General features: G+C 59.5%; 15 protein-coding genes. 11 read left to right on the plus strand and 4 right to left on the minus strand.

Annotation, left to right across the window (positions count from 1 at the left end; translation table 11 throughout):
* On the minus strand, positions 1-300 hold the full coding sequence (locus JAO82_RS12760) for a BufA1 family periplasmic bufferin-type metallophore (RefSeq protein ID WP_456299549.1): 300 nt from the start codon (positions 298-300) through the stop codon (positions 1-3).
* A 227-nt stretch (positions 301-527) separates the two neighbouring features.
* Positions 528-1,448: a tyrosine-type recombinase/integrase gene (locus tag JAO82_RS12765; protein WP_198686778.1), complete on the minus strand. Its 921-nt coding sequence runs from the start codon at positions 1,446-1,448 to the stop codon at positions 528-530.
* A 160-nt stretch (positions 1,449-1,608) separates the two neighbouring features.
* On the opposite strand from JAO82_RS12765, the gene JAO82_RS14385 reads away from it, so the two are divergent.
* The 4 genes from JAO82_RS14385 to JAO82_RS12780 all read left to right on the plus strand — a co-directional run bounded on the left by JAO82_RS14385 (position 1,609) and on the right by JAO82_RS12780 (position 3,447).
* A complete protein-coding gene (locus tag JAO82_RS14385) occupies positions 1,609-1,731 on the plus strand; it encodes a hypothetical protein (RefSeq protein WP_269812835.1) in 123 nt (40 codons plus the stop codon).
* Positions 1,732-1,735: 4 nt separating this feature from the next.
* A complete protein-coding gene (locus tag JAO82_RS12770; RefSeq protein ID WP_198686779.1) occupies positions 1,736-2,134 on the plus strand; it encodes a VanZ family protein in 399 nt (132 codons plus the stop codon).
* Between the two features lie 162 nt (positions 2,135-2,296).
* The gene (locus JAO82_RS12775; RefSeq protein WP_198686780.1) at positions 2,297-2,875 is read left to right on the plus strand and encodes a hypothetical protein; all 579 of its coding nucleotides are present in this window, start codon (positions 2,297-2,299) and stop codon (positions 2,873-2,875) included.
* Positions 2,872-3,447 (plus strand): hypothetical protein, encoded by a 576-nt coding sequence (locus tag JAO82_RS12780; protein ID WP_198686781.1) that lies wholly within the window; start codon positions 2,872-2,874, stop codon positions 3,445-3,447. The genes JAO82_RS12775 and JAO82_RS12780 overlap by 4 nt, the downstream gene beginning before the upstream one ends.
* A gap of 214 nt (positions 3,448-3,661) precedes the next feature.
* Here the strand turns inward: JAO82_RS12780 and JAO82_RS12785 are convergent, their stop codons facing one another.
* A complete protein-coding gene (locus JAO82_RS12785; RefSeq protein WP_198686782.1) occupies positions 3,662-3,865 on the minus strand; it encodes a hypothetical protein in 204 nt (67 codons plus the stop codon).
* Positions 3,866-4,038: 173 nt separating this feature from the next.
* On the opposite strand from JAO82_RS12785, the gene JAO82_RS12790 reads away from it, so the two are divergent.
* Both JAO82_RS12790 and JAO82_RS12795 read left to right on the plus strand, forming a co-directional pair.
* Positions 4,039-4,293, plus strand: coding sequence for a ribbon-helix-helix domain-containing protein (locus JAO82_RS12790; protein ID WP_198686783.1), 255 nt, complete (start codon positions 4,039-4,041; stop codon positions 4,291-4,293).
* A 4-nt stretch (positions 4,294-4,297) separates the two neighbouring features.
* Positions 4,298-4,615, plus strand: coding sequence for a type II toxin-antitoxin system RelE/ParE family toxin (locus JAO82_RS12795; RefSeq protein WP_198686784.1), 318 nt, complete (start codon positions 4,298-4,300; stop codon positions 4,613-4,615).
* Between the two features lie 356 nt (positions 4,616-4,971).
* Here JAO82_RS12795 and JAO82_RS12800 read toward each other — a convergent pair whose 3' ends face one another.
* A complete protein-coding gene (locus tag JAO82_RS12800; RefSeq protein WP_198686785.1) occupies positions 4,972-6,426 on the minus strand; it encodes an MFS transporter in 1,455 nt (484 codons plus the stop codon).
* A gap of 396 nt (positions 6,427-6,822) precedes the next feature.
* On the opposite strand from JAO82_RS12800, the gene JAO82_RS12805 reads away from it, so the two are divergent.
* The 5 genes from JAO82_RS12805 to JAO82_RS12825 all read left to right on the plus strand — a co-directional run bounded on the left by JAO82_RS12805 (position 6,823) and on the right by JAO82_RS12825 (position 17,238).
* Positions 6,823-7,188, plus strand: coding sequence for a hypothetical protein (locus JAO82_RS12805; protein ID WP_198686822.1), 366 nt, complete (start codon positions 6,823-6,825; stop codon positions 7,186-7,188).
* 358 nt (positions 7,189-7,546) lie between these two features.
* Positions 7,547-8,092, plus strand: a complete 546-nt coding sequence (locus JAO82_RS12810; RefSeq protein WP_198686786.1) for a hypothetical protein — start codon at positions 7,547-7,549, stop codon at positions 8,090-8,092.
* A gap of 95 nt (positions 8,093-8,187) precedes the next feature.
* Positions 8,188-11,913 (plus strand): Ig-like domain-containing protein, encoded by a 3,726-nt coding sequence (locus tag JAO82_RS12815; protein WP_198686787.1) that lies wholly within the window; start codon positions 8,188-8,190, stop codon positions 11,911-11,913.
* Positions 11,914-12,777: 864 nt separating this feature from the next.
* The gene (locus tag JAO82_RS12820; RefSeq protein WP_198686788.1) at positions 12,778-14,754 is read left to right on the plus strand and encodes an autotransporter domain-containing protein; all 1,977 of its coding nucleotides are present in this window, start codon (positions 12,778-12,780) and stop codon (positions 14,752-14,754) included.
* A gap of 444 nt (positions 14,755-15,198) precedes the next feature.
* Positions 15,199-17,238, plus strand: coding sequence for a hypothetical protein (locus JAO82_RS12825; protein WP_198686789.1), 2,040 nt, complete (start codon positions 15,199-15,201; stop codon positions 17,236-17,238).
* The last annotated feature ends 183 nt before the right edge of the window (positions 17,239-17,421 follow it).

The following is a 17,421-nucleotide window of genomic DNA, read 5'->3' on the forward strand; positions in this document are numbered from 1 at the left end:
TCAGGCAGGGATGTCGCGATCCAGAGCCTCCAGCGACCCCGCTCGCTCGCTGCCATCGGCCGCCGCTGGTAGTTCCATGGTGGTGCAGGTGCCGGTCGGAACCAATGTCCAGGCATTGCCCTGATAGTCGACCTTCGAGGTGCCGGCACAGGTCGTACCCGGCCCAGCGGCGCAATCGTTCTGCCCCGCCAGCGCCACACCATAGCACTTTTCCATGTTTTCCTGAGCCTGTGCCGGCGTCATCGCAATCGTCGCAAAGGCGCAGGCCAGCGTGGCACCAAGCGTGAGGGTTGGTTTCATCATTGTCATCTCGTCCTCCTATCACACCAAGAAGACCCGCTTTTCGGGTCCACATCTGTGAGTGTGGCAAAAGGCCATATTTGTTACACTGGTCACGAAATGGTGATTTAGAGCGACGCGCGACAGTTGGTGATGTCCTGAGGTAGGCGGCAGCTTACAAACGCATTTCAGTCGAAAAGATCAACAAGCAAGTCCAGTTGGCCCTCGGCGTAGCCTTACTTAGAAATTCACGCCCAAACATTATGCTCGGCATTCTCCAGATAGCGCACCAGCACATTGGTGGTCTTCCAGCCCCCGGCCCGCATGATTGCCGCCGTGTCATGGCCCGCCCGCAACAAGTCCTGCGCGGCGCCAACGCGCATCGAATGCCCGCTGAAATCTGCCACGTCCTGCGGATCAAGGCCGGCATTCTTTGCTGTGGATTTGATCAGGCGCCTCAGCGTCGTATCGCTCAGGCTCCGGTCCAGCGGGCGACCCTGATAAATTGGACAAAACAGCGGCGCGTAACCAGCATTCCGCCATTTCAGCCAGTCCGATACAAGTCGCCCCGTCCGCTGTGACGTGAACGCCACGCGCCCCAACCCCGCCGGGTCGGCCTTGTTGCGCCGGATCAGCACCCGCAGCGTGCCATCGGCGCGAAACTCAATATCATCGACGGTCAGAGCGACCAACTCGGATCTGCGGGCAAGAAGATCATAGCCCAGCGAGAGCATCGCTTTGTTTCGCACACCCCAGGGCGTATCAGGTTGCACCGCAAGAAACTGGTCAAGATATTCTCGGGTCATGCCTTTCGCTTGCCGTGGCCGCGCCAGCTTGCCGCGGCGAATGCGCCGGAAGGTGAGATTGATCTCCTCGTCATAGGTCGGGTCCGGCAGCCGCAACAGACGATGGGCTTTTCGGATCGCATAGAGCCGGCGGCGCACCGTTGAGGGCGCAAATTTTGGCCCCTGCTCCATCAGATATTCACAGACGGTTTCAATACTGCCGGGCAACGGCGCGCGTCCCGCTGCGGCGCACCAGTGCAGGTAGCTCTCGATGTCCGTGTAATAGGCCCGGATGGTGGAGGGCGCATAGGCCCCCTCAAGACGCTTGAATTCAGCGCGCCAGTCATATTGAATACTAGGAAGTGATGCGTCTACATGGCTCATATGATACTTTTAGACCCACGGAGCCGAATTGTCAATAATCACTAGTGCTCAGTTCAGATCTGCAAGGCATGCACTCCGGTGGAGTGTAAACGATTTGTCGAATGCATGCGGCGTCAGCGTTAGCACCATTAAGCGCATAGAAGCTTTGGACGGTGTTCCTGTGAGCACTAAAGCAAACATCCAAGCAATAAAGTCATCCCTCGAAGCCGCTGGCATCGAATTCATCGGCACGCCCGAGGACGGCCCCGGCATCCGTATTCGCGCGCCCAAAACCACCGAGTAAGCGCGTGTTCGCCCTTCGCACCTTATTTCTCAGCGCCAGGTGCCGGCGGGCGCTCGCGCTCTGGCTGACCATCGCGCTGGCCGTCACCATCGCAGCCTTGACCCTTCTGCCCATCAGCGGCCCCAGCGGCGTGCCGGGCAGCGATAAAACCCACCATATGCTGGCCTTTGCCGCGCTCACCCTGCCCTGCGCCGCGTTATATCCCAAGGCCTTACCCAAAACCGTCTTTGCGGCGGTGCTCTATGGCGGCGCGATCGAGATCATCCAGCCCTCAGTCGGGCGCTCCGGCGAACTGGCAGATTTCATCGCTGATCTGGTTGGGATCGGCCTTGGCGTGGCGCTCGGCCTCCTGTTTCATCGCGCCGTCCTGAGAGCTCTGGCCCGGGCGTCGCAGCGCTCCTGACCGCAGTCGGGCAAAGATTTGCCGCGCAGTTTCAGGGCCGTCATTGACGACATATGGTATGACAAGAACGTGAGAGCACATCATGTAGTATTTATCGTTGAAAGCTTCGCAGATTTGGCGTAGATCTTGATCTGCCAGCCACAGATCACAGCGGAGACGCAAATGGCCAAAATCACCCGAGTCGTAGCCAAAAAATCCCGGCAAAATACCGAATTGCTCGACCTCATCCCCCGCCTGCGCCTGCTGCCCGGAGAGGACAGCATCGCCTTTGAGGATCTGCGCGCCGCGCTGCTGCTCGAATTCGCGCCAGCCACGCCCTATCAGACCGCCCTTGCGGAAAATCTCGTCGCACTGGAATGGGAAATCCATCGCTACCGGCGAATGCGCGATCACCTGATCCGCACCAAGTACCGAGCAGTTGCACGAAGCACAAGAATGCCCGGAGGATTTATAGGTTCAAAAGCGGAGGAATGGGAAGAAGCAAAAGAATTTGCGAATGCCCTGCTGGGTCCGGATACGGAGAAATCCGCGGCGGCCCTGGACTGGCTGGCAGAACAGAATATTGATCCGGCGGAACTTGCCGCAACCGCCTATAGTGATGCCCAGGACGCGCTCGCGCCGCTGGAACGCATGCTGACGGATCTGGAGACGCGCCGGCGCCTCTTGCGCAAGGATTATGACCAGTTGCGCGCGAGCAGCGCCGCGGTGATCGAAGATGCGACGCTTCTGGAAGACGAATGAGCACGCCGCGCCAATCCAAGGCGAACCGCGCCAATGCCCAGCACAGCACCGGCCCGAAATCTGCCGCCGGCAAGCGCAAGGTGGCGCAGAACGCAAGGCGCCACGGGCTCACCACGCCGCCGCCCTGGGATCAGGTGACAACGTGGTATCGGATCATCACCGGCAATCCGCAGGCTTTGCCGGATCTCACCAGTCAGGACCGCCGCGAGCAGGCCGCGCTGCGTCTGGCGGAAACCGAAGCGCAAGTCGAGCGCATCACCCAGGCCGAACGCGCCCATCTTATGGAGCTGCACCAGCGGCTGGGATTGGACGCGGATCTACCGCGCGCCGCGCGGGTGCTCCAGCGCCTGACCGATCGGGGTTTGGATTATGACGACCAGGATACGATGATCCTGCTGGCGCAAGATGCCGAGGATCCGGACATTGCCGAGGCCGCCCGTTTGCTGGCGCGCACCAGCCCGACCCGGCCCGCCGCCCTGCGCCAAAAAATGAGAACCTTGAGCCGCTATCGCCGCGATGCCGAAAGCGCGCGCCGCACCGCCCGGAAGGAATGGCTGCGCTTTGCAACATGACTTTCCGGGATCAAAGCTAAATGCCCGCATAGGCTGTTGATCGTGCTTACGTCACGATGTCAAAATTTGATTTTCCATCATTTTTAAAAACACCGCAAAGGCCCGTTAACACCCGATAGCAGATCAAACCGCGCGCAATCATCGCCTCCAAGGAACCGGGGGTCACAGAGGACCGGCAACGGCGGATTAATTACGCCCCGCAACGCCGGCGACATTACAGCCAGTCTGATACGAGTCCGCCCGCCCTCTGTGAAATGAACACCACACGCCCAAAACCTGCCGAGTCGGCCTTGTTGCGCCGGATCAGAACCCCCTGCGTGCCGTCGGCGCGAAACTCGATATCGTCGACGGTGAGAGCGACCAGCTCGGATCGGCGGGCGAGCGGGGCCGAGCGGCGATCATTTGATCGCTCACGCACAGCATTCAGATGCTGTGGTTTATGTTGTCCTCGCGCTTGCGGGCCGTCACATGGCCGAGACTGCAGATAATTTAGACGCTACCGATGCTCGGCATCCGGAAAGCGCCGCCTCTTGTTGTTTCGCGTTCGTTTTTGGTTATATTGAATATACGAGAGGTAAAAGGTGTTGCGCTATGTCCCGAACGACCACAATGACAGTCCGCCTTGGGGGAGCCCTGAGTGACTTTGTGTCGGCCAATGTCGGCGATGATGGGTCCTATGAGAATGTCAGTGAGTACATCCGAGATTTGATCCGGCGTGACAAAGAGAGGGCGGAACAGGTGGCCTTCAACCGCCTGAAGGCTGAGTTGACCCATGCCTTCGCGGCCCCGGAAGACACGTATCAGCCGCTGACCGCAGCCGAGGTGATCGCGCGGAACCGGGCCTGATCGGGTGGCCACCATCCGTATCCAGGACGGCGCGTCCTACCGTCTTGATGACATTTATCGCTATACCCGCGACAGATGGGGTGGCGAGCAGGCCGAGACATATATCACTGGCTTGTTCGCAGCCTTCGAGAAGATCACCACCCATGGCGTGGCATCAAAGCCGATCCCGGCCGAGTTCGGCGTCGAGGGGTTTTTCTTTCGCTTCGAGCGCCATTTCGTCTACTGGCGCCATCTCTCGAATGGCGACATCGGGATCGTGACCATCCTGCACGAGCGCATGCATCAGATCGACCGTTTTCGGGATGACTTCGGGCTCGGCTGATTTTCCAATGAGCGTCAGATTTGCGCAGGACTTCGCATCTGCCGCGCCGGGGGCAAACACTGACAGGGGAGCAGGTTGGCCAGCTGCGTCACTTCCAGCGCCAGAAAACAATCGCGGGCCATTTTTCTTTTTAGTTCAAAAGGGATTAAGCGAAGCCATCCGACGTCCGGAGACCAGCCGTTGGGACGGAATGGGTCTTTGGATATCCAGCGTCTCCTTTCACCCACCCTGCCCCAAATCGAAACCTATGCAAATCCTCTGGTTCTACAAATACGCGCCGAGAGCTGATTGCGCCGCAGTTGAAGCAGCTGTAAGCGTCCGCGCCTCGCAGATGGCCGCGATAAATTAGCTCCGCCTTACGCGCGGTCCCGCAGATCCTTGAGCGCAACGAAGAGCGCGAGAAGAACCACAAGTGCGATCAGGCCAAACCCGACAGCCATCGCCATTGCCCAGGACGCCACCGCAAGCACGTAAAAGGTCGCGGCGGTGATGATCGCAATTCCGACAGCGGTGCCGATCCGCTGGCCGGTCTGCATGATCGCCCCCGAACTGCCGGCATAGTCCAGAGGCACATCTGCCAGGGTCAGAGTCTGGTTCGGGCTGATCACCGTTCCTTGCGCCAGGCCGATGAATGACAGCGAAACCATCAGCCACCAGATGCTCAGATGGTCCGTTTCGTGCAGGATCACGACGATGATACTCAGAGCGAGGCCGAAAAGTGCCAGCAGCAAACCGCTTATGACCAGTTTGCGGCCAAGCCGTGCGACCCGCTTCCCGGCCCAATGGGCGGCATAGGCCGAGAGCAAGGCTGCGGGAATTCCGAAGGTCGCGGATTGCAGCGCGGTCTTGCCATCCCCCTCCTGCACATAGAGCGCGACCAGAACCCACACACTGGTTATCCCCAGGAAATAAAGCGCCATGATCGTGATACCATTGGTGTAGCTGCGCGTTGAAAAGATCTTGAGATCAACCATCGGGCTGAGACCCAGACGGCTATAGCGCCGCTCCCATCTGACCCAGAGCCAGACCAATAGGAGGCTGATCGGCAGCAGCAGCCAGACGCCCGCGCTGCCGCTTCCCTCAACGAAAGGAAACAGAAAGGCGAACACCGCCAATCCCAAAAGCCCCGCCCCAACCGGATCGAGCGAGCGCAAACCGCTGCCCGTGCGGGGGAGGCGGAGGATCAAAGGGCGCGGAAACCACAGCAGCCCCAATATGATGACGATGAGACCGATCGGAACATTCACGAGAAACGTTAGCCGCCACCCCAATTCGGGTCCGCCAAGTTCGATCAGCAAGCCGCCCAAGACCGGGCCGATGGCCACGGAAAAGCCGACAGTGGTGCCGAAATAGCCAAAAGCGCGGCCGCGCGCATCGCCCCGAAAATAGTGCTGGATCATCCCCAGGCCCTGCGGGTTGAGCAGCCCTGAGCCGATGCCCTGCACGAACCGCGCGGTGTTCAGCCATCTGGCATCAGGGGCCAGGCCCGCCGCGACCGAGGCCGCGGTAAAGAGGCTCACCCCGATAAGAAACAACCCGCCGCGGCCCATGATATCACCGGCCCGGCCCGCGGCCACGAGGACCACACCAAAGGTCAGCGCATAGCCTGACAACACCCATTGCAGATCAGATTGCGTCGCCCCAAGGCCTTGTCGGATCGACGGTAAGGCCACGTTGACGATGCTGACGCCGATCAGCGTCATGAAAATCGTGATCAGAAGCACGAAAAGGATGCGCCATCTTACCGGGTCTTTGGTCGGATCGGATTGAGACCCTGTGGCCGCGCTCCCGTCCATCACCGAGGAACTCATACGTATAACCTTCCAAGCGCGCAGCAAAGCACCTGATGTAAGCTATGCGCCCGTCGGTTTCAATTTGCCAAACTCGGAGACGGCCGCGCCCGTATGACCCGCGCTGGCCTGGTCGCAGATCTCGACGTGAATGGTCCGGCCTGCGAGGGCCATATCCAGCGCTCTCTCCCAACGCCTAAGATTGCCCTGGCTTGTCTTAAGCTGATCCCGGCTCTTGTGTGACAAGAGAGCCAGCGCGCGCCACGCCATTTATGGCGCGCGCTGGCGGCGGCTGGATCGTCACGGGCTTGGTCGTGAGGGACCGTTTTAGAGTGTGATCAGCCGTCGTCTTCGCCTGAGGCCTGAACGGATACAGAGCGGCGTGAAGCCCTCTACGACAAGCGTAGGACAGTGAAGATGAACAAGGATAGCCTGCTCGATAAGGGCCGGGTGATCCTGCCCGTGGAATATGTCGACGGCCTCGCCGATGGGGGCACGCTGGTGCACGAATATGTGCACACGCTTCAGGCCTCGCGCGACGACGAGGGCGCGCATTGGCTCAACGAGATGGTGGCGACCGCCATCGGCTCGGCCTGGGTGCGCAAGCGGACCGGGCAGGACGAGGTTTATGAGCCGAAATACTCAATGGTTCTCGACCGCGAGTTCTGGGCGGAGAACGACAATCCGGGCTACCTCAAAACAATGCTGGCGGCGATTGCCAACGGTCATCCCCAAAGCTGCAGCGACGACCTACTGCCGTGGAACTTTGTGCCGTCAAACTAAGCAGCCGGTGCCAGTCAGCGAACGCTTACGTTCGGGCTGACGATCCACAGAAAAAGAATGCAGGCATCATTATCGGCGCAGGCCTCTGCACGACCGATCCAAGTGATGGCACGATGGCTGCACCTCCCAGATGGTTCGCAATAAAGGCCGGCTGTCCCAACGGCCCTATTCTAACGTAGGGGGCGCTGCCGCGTTGTCATCGAAACGGGAATTTGACCCTGACCAGATCATATTTCGAGGCGGGGGATTGGGCGATGTTGATGTCGAAACTTCTGACGCGACACACCTCTGGCAATCTTGCACATCGGTTTTGGCGGCATATCATGGCCATGAGCACGCACGATCAAGGGATTGCTAAATGAAATTGTTTCAAACGCCTATCCTCACCGCAATCGGACTTACTCTCTGTGTGGGGCAAGCTGCACTGGCTCAAACCGATACAACGCCGGTGGGGGCAGTCGATGCCACGATCGATGGAATGTCTTATTCCGGCGAAACACTCGACGTGGCATCCGAGGGGACATCAACCGCCGAGCTCCGGTCTTTCGGCCCAATGACTTCGATTTCGATCCAGGCTCACGATCCAAAAGCCGAAAACATCATGCACAACGTACTGGGGATCGAAGTGTCCCTGATGGGAAGCGAGACTCCGGTATCTATCATGGATGCGTCGGTTTCATGGTGGCCAGAGGGAATGAGAAGTCCCTTCTATCTCAGCGAAGACAGCGGGACGGCTCCCGAGATAGTCTTTGACACTCTTTCTCTGGAAAACGAGAACCCCGCTGCCCGGGGGAGTTTCTCGGCTGTCGTTTGCCGCAAGGAGGGCATGTTTTCAGATTCTGACCTGAACGATTGTCTGGTGGTTGACGGAAGGTTCGACACCGCTTTGCGAAAAGCCGATTAAGGCGGAGAAGTATCTTTGGGCGCGACGTCATCGGTCCGCCGGACCAGAGACCACGCCGAGCGGCGTAATCTAGCCGACTGGAATGAGGGGAAGAAATGCCAAGAATCGGACAGATCTATGTGCTCATTTGCGCGTTTGTGTTGCAGAACTTTGCAGTCGTCCCGCAAGGCGAGGCGCAGATAACCGATTCCAACGCCCCCTACGAGGATGCCTACGACGTTCAGACCCGCGGCGAACTGGTCGGCGCATGGCATGGCACCATCAGTGGCAGTTCGATATCGCAGGGTGATGGGCAGATGGCCGGACAGGCGGTTTTCGTGCAGCGCGGCTATGAGGGACGCAACACTTTTGCCGTTGTCCTTCATGACCATCGTCATCGTAACGGGCTGGATTATTCCGAGATCGCTATTGGAAACATCCCCTGTGGCCCGGACGATGGGGACCTAAAAGCTGTTGATCCGGTCGAGCTGCAGAATGCACCGGAGGGATTTGCCTCGGTGCGTTTTATCAATCATCTGGCCGACACCCGCCGCAACGATTTCGAAGTCGGGGTCGGCGGGTGGTATGGAGCTGAACTGGACCGTCCGGTCAGCCTTCTGACCCGCTGGAGCGATGACGGCTTTACCTTGAAGCTGACCGGCCCGTTCGCTTCACTCGTCGCGCCCGTTCGCAGCCACACGTTCGACTATGAGCGCCAACGCGAAACCTATCTTGATCACATTCATCTGGACGTGGAATTCACGCTTGAGATCGGCCCGGAGACACAGGCCGCGTTCGACTCGACGCTCTGCAAGGAGCCGGAAGTCTTTGAGGTGATCGATACCACGCCGAGGCATGGGCGCGAAAACGTGATCCTTGAGGGGGCGGATTTCTTCATCGAATTCAGCGACGCGGTTGCACAGAGCAGTCTTGATTCCAGCACGGTCACCATGACCACGCGGGATCCGAAAGACGGGTTCATCTTTGTCGATCTCGAACTCGCACTCGAAGACGAACACGGCGTTGAAGACGGCAGGTCGCTACGTATCATGCCGCGCGAACCGCTTCGCTCGGGCACGATCTACGAAATTTCGGTTGCCGGCGGCGAGACCGGCCTGCGGGGAAGCCAGCGGCAGGTTCTGGAGGCGGATTATACCTTCTCAATCTCGACCATGGTTGCCCCGGACGATCTGCGTTTCGGGATTTATCAGGTTAGCCGCAATGCGCCGCTGGTCTATGGCAAGCCCGCCGCTGCGCGTATCGAGATCGAATGGGAAGAGCTTGAGGACATCCATCCCGAATGGCAGGTTCTCGACTATCCGGTTCAGGCGGCGGTGCTCGATGACCGGGACAAAACGGTATTCCCCGAGCTTCAGCGACGAATCGAACGGCCCGACCAGTTCACCGATGAGGACCGCCGGCTGGGAGAGCACACACTGAATCTGTTTGGCTGGACCCCGTCGGAGCAGAACAATCCGCGATATTTCAGGGCCGAGATCACCCCCGATAATCATTATCCCGCGGATTTCGAGATCGCTCCCGCAATCATTGAACAAACGCTGGATTACGCGACCCAATCTGTCGACCTGCTGACCTTCGATTATTACATCGCCGCGCATTCTGAATGGCGCGACAATATTGACATCGAACAATCCCGGCAGATTGTACAGGCGGCCCGACAAGATCAGGTGTTCGCCAACCAGATCTTGCCGGTTGCAAGAGTTAGAGGGCGTTTCAAGGGCACTTACAATCTGCAAGATACGATGTGCTCGATTCCCGGAGTAGAATGGGTCGCATGCGAAGACGGCTTCCATTTCTGGGATAATCCAGCAAGCCAAGCCGCCGATCTCAACAATTGGAACGCTCTGGTTCGCCTGTTTCACGAGCATGTCGCAGCCCATTCGGATGCGGATATCCTGGTTTCATATCACCCGCCGAGTCTTGGGGGTTCTGGCATTGCTCGCACACCGTTCGAGCAGCCCGAGTCCCTGCATCGCCGGGGTGACGAACCCTTTTGGTTTGGGAAGCCCGACCCGCATCCGATCGACAGTCTGCATGGTGACCGGGCAGGTCAGAACACGATCATCATGAGCACTGCGACTCCTGACGATCGGATGTTCCCCGGCATCCTGCTTTATCCGCTGGTTGCGCATGAATTCGGCCATGTTTTTGGCCTGCCACATACACCCTTTGCCGAGAGCGCCCAGCACAGGCACGAGATTTGCCAGTCTGGATACAAAACCGTTGCGCCGGGAATCGACGGGATGCGCATCGCACTTGACGGAGAAAACGGCTGGCAGAAGTCGAGCGAGCATGGCAATGCGCAGACTCGTAAACCGCTCTTGAACCTGATGTTCCCATGTATTCACGAGCCGCATGTTGACTACTGGATCGATCCGAACCAGTATAACTGGCTGATCGAACGCATGCCGGAAATGCTGCGCTACACGCGCGGGCGACGGGCCGAGGCCCCGCTGGTTTCTCGGGTTCGACTGGCACAAGTGTCGGAGCCATTGGAAGGGCCCGCCATTCGGAATGATGCCGACCCGGCTCTGCCGGCAGCCCGCTGGATCATGCTCTCGGGCATGATCGATGGAGATGAGGCAACGCTTATGCCCGCCATCGGCGTGCCACGATCGCGCCCGCCGCTATCGGGCGATGGCCCCTATGAATTGCAGGTTGAAGACGCCGCTGGTCGGATCATCGCCCGCACCTCATTGGGGCCGGGTTCGTCTGCAGAGCGCCCCTGGCCGTTCGCGGTAACGGTTCCGGTCTCGGGCGAGCCGGCGCGGATCGTTCTGCTTCGTGAAAGCGAGGTGCTGACCGAGCGCAGGGGCCATCCGGCTTTGGCACCACCGGCTGTGCGCTCCCATCTGCCGGATAAGACATATCGCGCCGGCGAAACTCTCAAGTGGGGTGACGCCTCATCCGGGGAACTGACCTATTCCGTGCGCTTCACCGCCAATGGGCGGGACTGGACCACGCTTGCTGTCCTGCTGAGCGAGCCATATTTCACGCCAGATCCAGCGACCCTGAGGCCGGGGGAAAACCCTGCTTTCGAGTTTATCGCTCATGATGGCGTTACCGAACGCGTCACCCAGCTTCCGGTGCAGATCGATGTGCCGCTGGTGCCGCTGGCGGTCTGGGCGGAGGCCGAGACAGCTGCCAGCGCCAACATCGCTTTCAATGTTCCACTGGATGACAGCACATTAGGCGCCATCGCACTCGAAGCCGATGGCGAGGCCGTGCCAGCGGAAATCGCTCTCGATCCGTCTGGCATGGTCTTGCTCATTGCCCCGCAAGCGCTTGCCGATGACGTCACCTATACGGTCACCGTGGCCGAAACGCTGCGTGCGGAAGATGGCAGATCTCTGGCAGATGCGCTTTCCTTTGCCTTTAGCCCACAGTCTTCTTCGGCTGTTGGATCGGAAGCAGCACGCCATTCGGCCCAGGCTGATTACTCTGAGGTTTCCGAGAACGATGACCACAATCCCGTATCCGCCGCCGTTGGGGTTGGCGAGATCACGTTGCAGCTGGGCGAGATGAGAACGGTCGCCGCACGCATCCTTCGATGCGAAACAGAAGACGACGGGAGTTTATTGCATCTGGAGATGGATTTCGAGACTATGCCGGGAGATCGGGTGGACGTTATCTTGTCACGGATAGATGAAACGATACTGTCTGCAGAGATGACCCTGAGTAATGGCAAGGTGATCAAGGCGGTGGGAACAGTCCAAGATGGCTGGCTTTACCAGGCATCAGGTGAACAGGTTACTGCCCGAGGCCATGTAGGTGTGGCGAGCAACCGCACGGAGTTTTCCCTGACAGGTGAATGCCCTTGATGCTCAAGGATCTTCCGCTCAAGAAACAGAGCCATTGGGCCTAGAGAAGGTTGGATATCAGCCCCATCCCCTCCGCCAGAAAACAATCGCGAACCCGAGACATGGCCCCTTTGCGGGCCTTTTTCTTTTTGTTTCAAAGGGGTTTAGTGCTTGCGAGCGCCCCTCAGAGACTGGTGAAGTGCCCGAAAGTGATCTCTGACCGGCCCGCGGCGCTTTCCGAGCGCCCTTGCTCTTAAAAGGCTGCTCACAAAAAAATGGCGCATTCGCAATGGCATGCTGATTTTCGGCAAGCGCCCTGTTCGAAACTGAAACCGGTGGCGCAGGTTACGAAACCGAAGGATGGTCGTGGGGCGGTCCGCGATATCATCCCGCAGGCTGTTCCCGGTGGCCGGTTGGAATACCACCGCGGCTTTTTGGTGTTCGACATCTTTCCGGTGTTTTTGAGCCTGTCGGCTAGCGGCGGATCGCCTCACACGACAACCCCTGATCGCCGCACACCAGCGCGTGCCCCACGGACCGCAGCAACAAGGCTGAACAAAGTCGATCCAGAAGCCTGACCAAGAAGACCACGACCATATCAGACTGGGAATCCTGTTCAGGCTTTCACACGGTCTGTGCCCTTTATGGATCGTTGCGCATTTGACACTCCAAACTCACCAAAATGATAAAAAGTTAATTAAATTCAAAATTTTATTGATTTTAAGTCCACCCCTTTTAGGCAGCTACGTGTCTCTGTCGTCCTAGGCCAGTGCATCGGAATGCAACTCGGTTTCACCTTCAGGTAGCCAGTTAGGAATGAGCATAGTGCCTATAAAACTTACACACCCTTTCTTTCGAACCACGTCGGCAATACTGCCTGTTGTCGTGCTGCTGGGCAGTCCAGGGTGGGCGCAAGACGCGTTTCAAGATCTCGGCACGCTGGGTGGCTCTAGCTATGCACAGGCTGTATCGGCTGACGGCGCTGTCGTGGTGGGATGGAGTAAACTCGAAAGCGGTTCCGCCCGTGCGTTCCGCTGGGCCGACGGCAAGATGACCGATCTCGGCACGCTGGGGGGCAGTTATAGCGCTGCATACGCTGTCTCGGCTGACGGCGCTGTCGTGGTGGGCGAGAGTAACCACGAAAGCGGTTTCACCCTTGCGTTCCGCTGGGCTGACGGCGAAATGACCGATCTCGGCACGCTGGGGGGCCGTAATAGCGCTGCATTCGCTGTCTCGGCTGACGGCACTGTCGTGGTGGGACACAGTGAATTCGAAAGAGGGAACTCCGATTACCGTGCGTTCCGCTGGGCTGACGGTAATTGGAGGAATCTCCAAACGCTGGGTGGCACTAATAGCACTGCAACCGCTGTCTCGGCTGACGGCGCTGTCGTGGTGGGATGGAGCCAGACAGCCAATTCAGGAACCCGTGCGTTCCGCTGGACCTTGGCTGACGGCAAGATGGCCAGTCTCGGCACGCTGGGCGGCACTTGGAGCAGGGCACGCGGTGTCTCGGCTGACGGCGCTGTCGTGGTAGGCGAGAGCCAGACAGCCAATTCAGGAACCCGTGCGTTCCGCTGGACCTTGGCTGACGACGAGATGACCAGTCTCGGCACGCTGGGGGGTACTTGGAGCATTGCAAACGCTGTCTCGGCTGACGGCGCTGTCGTGGTGGGCCAGAGCTACATAGTTAACAATTCAGGAATCCATGCGTTCCGCTGGACTGACGGCAGTGGTATGAAAAGTGTCGCTGACTGGGTGGTCGAACAGGGCGATACGGTTCCGCTAGACTATGTGTTGACTAAGGCTAGTGGCGTCAGTGCCGATGGCAAAGTGATTGTAGGCGACGGCAAGTTTGAGGGTAAAGATACCGTCTGGCTGGTGCGCGAAACCACCCCAACCACCCAAACCGGGTTCTTGCCCGACACGGCCGCGTTCAACCGTAGCATCATCCAGACCGGAAGTGCTGCCGTGAGTTCTGCGTTGGAGGCCACTGGCCTGGTACTCAACGGCGCGCACCACCGTACACTGCTGGATATCGGGGTTCAAACCACCCCCACCGGCTGGTTCGGCTGGAGCACGGCAGATGGCGCCAAAAACGACTACATTGATGCGACCACGACCCTGGCCGAAATCGGGGTTGGGCGTGACATCGGCAATTACCGCGTTGGTATTGCCATGGGCGCCACCAAAACCCGCCAGAATTTGGATCTGGGGGGCAATGCCACGTTCGATGGCAATTATATCCTCGCCGAGGTTGATCACGCCTTTGAGCTTGCAGGCGGCAGCGCGATCCACGCCAGCCTGCTGGGCTATTATGCGGCGTTTGACTCAAGGCTGAACCGTGCCTACGCCAGCGGGGCAGGAACCGATATTTCCAGCGGCAGCCCAGATTTGAGCACAGCTGCGCTCAGGGCAAGAGTTGACTGGATCAACGCAACGATGATCGGAAGCGTTTCGATGTCTCCCTATGCTGCTTTGACGCTGACTAAGACGAGGGTAGACGCCTATACTGAAACCGGCGGAGCGTTTCCAGTACGCTACGATGCAGCCACAGCGACCACGCGCGATCTGCGCATTGGCTCGGCCTTTACACTCAAGCCATCAGACTTGCTAAACTTGCGCATTGGTATCGAAGGGGTTCATCAATTCGAGAACGGGCTGGGCGCAGTCAATGGTGGGGTGATTGACCTCTACGCATTCAATCTTGCCGGAGAGAAACGGAAATCTACCTGGGCGCGGACCACCATCGACGTAGATTATGCGCTCTCCTCCACCTCAATGGTGACAGGGGGGCTAAGCTTGGCGACCCAAGGCAGTCAACCAACAATTGGTGCGACGCTTGGTCTGCAGGCTTCATTTTAAGCTCTCGGCGCATTCAAGCAAAAGTCGCGACGCCAGCAGCACGCACGCTGGCGTCGCCTGTGATCTGAGTGGATGCGGTGGACACTATCTAGACGCGCAAGACAGCTTGACGGACGCAACCATCACCACCGAGGGAAGAGCCGATCGCCGATAATGCAGCCGAGCAAGGCAAAGCTAAAAATCGCCGGGTCGAGATTATTGGGCAGTGAAAATACTCGTTACGGGTTGAGGACATGCGCGATATCCGTCGCATGCTCATCGAGCACATTGCGCGCCTCGCCCCGAGGGCGGCACGCCGATCTTGACCGCCGATATGGGCGACGCGGTGGTGGGCGCGCTCGACGCGAGCCTCTGAGCGGACCCGAACGGCACCCGGCCCTTGACGAACCATGCGCATATTTGCTTTGACCGGCGGAGAAGTGTTTTTGTTCCGGGGGTTACGTCATGCGCGCTTTGTCTTTTGTTCTCGGTTGCCTGATCGGCATTGGCGGCCTGTCCCTTCCTGTCGCGGCGCAGCGGGCCAACATCGCCGATGCGATCGTGGCGGAGACCACCGATTTCCAGATCATCTGCTTTACCAACCAGCCGTGCAACGCAAACGAAAAGGTCACGAAACCGCAGCGCGCCGCCGCCCAGCGTGGTCTGGAGGAACTGCAGAAGGCGCGCAACTGGCTCGAGGGCATGGGCTTTGACGTGGCGAACGCGAACCTGGATCCGGGCACAGATGGCAAGAAGGCACTGCGCCTGCAATTCGACACCGCCACGCACGAGCGCCGCTGCGCCGGGATGGCGTACGCCTGCCGTGCGCTTAGCCTGCTCGACAAGGGCCGGGTGATCCTGCCCGTGGAATATGTCGACGGCCTCGCCGATGGCGGCACGCTGGTGCACGAATATGTGCACACGCTTCAAGCCTCGCGCGACGACGAGGGCGCGCATTGGCTCAACGAGATGGTGGCGACCGCCATCGGCTCGGCCTGGGTGCGCAAGCGGACCGGGCAGAACCGGGTTTACGAGCCGAAATACTCGATGGTTCTCGACCGCGAGTTCTGGGACGGGAACGACGATCCGGGCTATGGCAAGTGGGACTATGCGATCTCATTGGGAGAGAAGATCGGCAGCCAGGACGGCGTGGCCTATCTGGCGCAGGACAGGTTCATCAAGGCTGCCAACCATGCCGACCTGCGCAACGGAAACGGCATGACACTCTTTTACGACACGGCACTGGTGGGCGACGCCACCTTTGACAAGGTCTTTCCGGACTATGTCGCGCGCTTTAATAACGTCGAGGACGACACCGCGCAACAGGACCGCACCGGCAAGTATTTTTACTACGGTGATATCGCGAAACACGCGGTCGAGGTGACCTCGACGACCTTCACCCACGAGGACCGATTTGACGGCAAGGCGACCGCATTCGCCGCGCATCCGATGCTGCTGTCGCTCAAGGTGACGCCGACCCCGGACACGCCCCCGTCCGAGAACATCCTGCTGGCAACGCTCGAGGTCACCGAGGCCGACGATCCGGGCAGCCTGACGCTGATCCGCGAACACCGGCTGGCGCAGGAGAAGCTGCGCGATTCCTTCCTGCTCGACGGCAACGATCCGCCCGAGGAACTGGGTTTTTTCCGCGTGGCGAATACGCCCGCGCCTGACAGCACTGCGGATAACGGTTTCGTTCTGAAGGTGGAGACGCGCCCGGTGAGCTTCGATCCGCCCACCTGTTTCCAGGCTGGAAAGCCGTCCGAGATGACGATCACCGGCCTGCCCGAGGGCGGCGCCGACAACTGGCGGCTCAAGGTCGACAACGGCAGCGCGGAGGGCCGCACGATCACCCCCGCCAGGCCCGGCAAGATCGACGTGAAGGTCGAGATCGACAGTCCTGTTACCCGGCGCGAAACCGGGCTTGCCCCGAAGGCGCCGTCGAAAACGCGGGTGGATATCGGAACCTTCGACGTCGCTGCCAACGATTGCATGGTGCGCCTGACGATGGGGCCGGCGGTCATGACCTATGTCGCCGACGGCAGCTACACGGAGTTCAACACCCCCACTGGCGAAGCGATGTATATCAGCGCTTCGAACCTCGCCATGTGGCAGGGCGGTGGCTGGATGAACGTGCCGCCGCAGGCCAAGGCGATGATCCTCGGCGGCATGAAGCAGAACAATGCCGCGCTGCGCATGGAATTCCCGGGCGCGCATGACGACGAAGGCGATTTCATGTCGCAGATGCCAAAGATATTCGCCAAGCGGTTCGGCTGGGCGAACCTCAAGGGCACGCTTGCTCCCGGCGGCGGCACGCCCGAGCGCAAGCGCGCGCCCTGCCCAGACGGCGCCAGCGGGTGCAGCTCGATCGTCTTCTCGATGGAGGGCCACCCGGTGCCGGTCACCTTCGACGCGCAGAAGCGCCCGAAAGTGGTCACCTTCGAGGGGCAGGACATGGTCTTCCAGTACGGCACGTGGTCTGTGCGCCGCCCGCCAGGCTGGTGACGGGTTTCGGTTTGAAACAGCTGGCATTCGGGGCTGTTAGCCGCCCAAAACCTGCCGGGTCGGCCTTGTTGCGCCGGATCAGAACTCGCAGCGTGCCATCGGTGCGAAACTCGATATGGTCGACGGTAAGGCCGAACGCACCCATCTTTCGAAGTTACACAAGCGGCTGGGTCTGAACGCAGA

The sequence above is a fragment of the Pontibaca salina genome, assembly GCF_016307205.1.
Lineage (GTDB): Bacteria > Pseudomonadota > Alphaproteobacteria > Rhodobacterales > Rhodobacteraceae > Pontibaca > Pontibaca salina.

Excerpts from the sequence above, each read along its gene's own strand:
- JAO82_RS12810 (WP_198686786.1), top strand. The coding sequence starts at position 7,547 with ATGAAATTGTTTCAAACGCCTATCCTCACCGCAATCGGACTTACTCTC.
- JAO82_RS12800 (WP_198686785.1), bottom strand. The coding sequence starts at position 6,426 with ATGAGTTCCTCGGTGATGGACGGGAGCGCGGCCACAGGGTCTCAATCC.
- JAO82_RS12760 (WP_456299549.1), bottom strand. The coding sequence starts at position 300 with ATGAAACCAACCCTCACGCTTGGTGCCACGCTGGCCTGCGCCTTTGCG.
- JAO82_RS12790 (WP_198686783.1), top strand. The coding sequence starts at position 4,039 with ATGTCCCGAACGACCACAATGACAGTCCGCCTTGGGGGAGCCCTGAGT.
- JAO82_RS12765 (WP_198686778.1), bottom strand. The coding sequence starts at position 1,448 with ATGAGCCATGTAGACGCATCACTTCCTAGTATTCAATATGACTGGCGC.
- JAO82_RS12825 (WP_198686789.1), top strand. The coding sequence starts at position 15,199 with ATGCGCGCTTTGTCTTTTGTTCTCGGTTGCCTGATCGGCATTGGCGGC.
- JAO82_RS12815 (WP_198686787.1), top strand. The coding sequence starts at position 8,188 with ATGCCAAGAATCGGACAGATCTATGTGCTCATTTGCGCGTTTGTGTTG.
- JAO82_RS12805 (WP_198686822.1), top strand. The coding sequence starts at position 6,823 with ATGAACAAGGATAGCCTGCTCGATAAGGGCCGGGTGATCCTGCCCGTG.
- JAO82_RS12775 (WP_198686780.1), top strand. The coding sequence starts at position 2,297 with ATGGCCAAAATCACCCGAGTCGTAGCCAAAAAATCCCGGCAAAATACC.
- JAO82_RS12780 (WP_198686781.1), top strand. The coding sequence starts at position 2,872 with ATGAGCACGCCGCGCCAATCCAAGGCGAACCGCGCCAATGCCCAGCAC.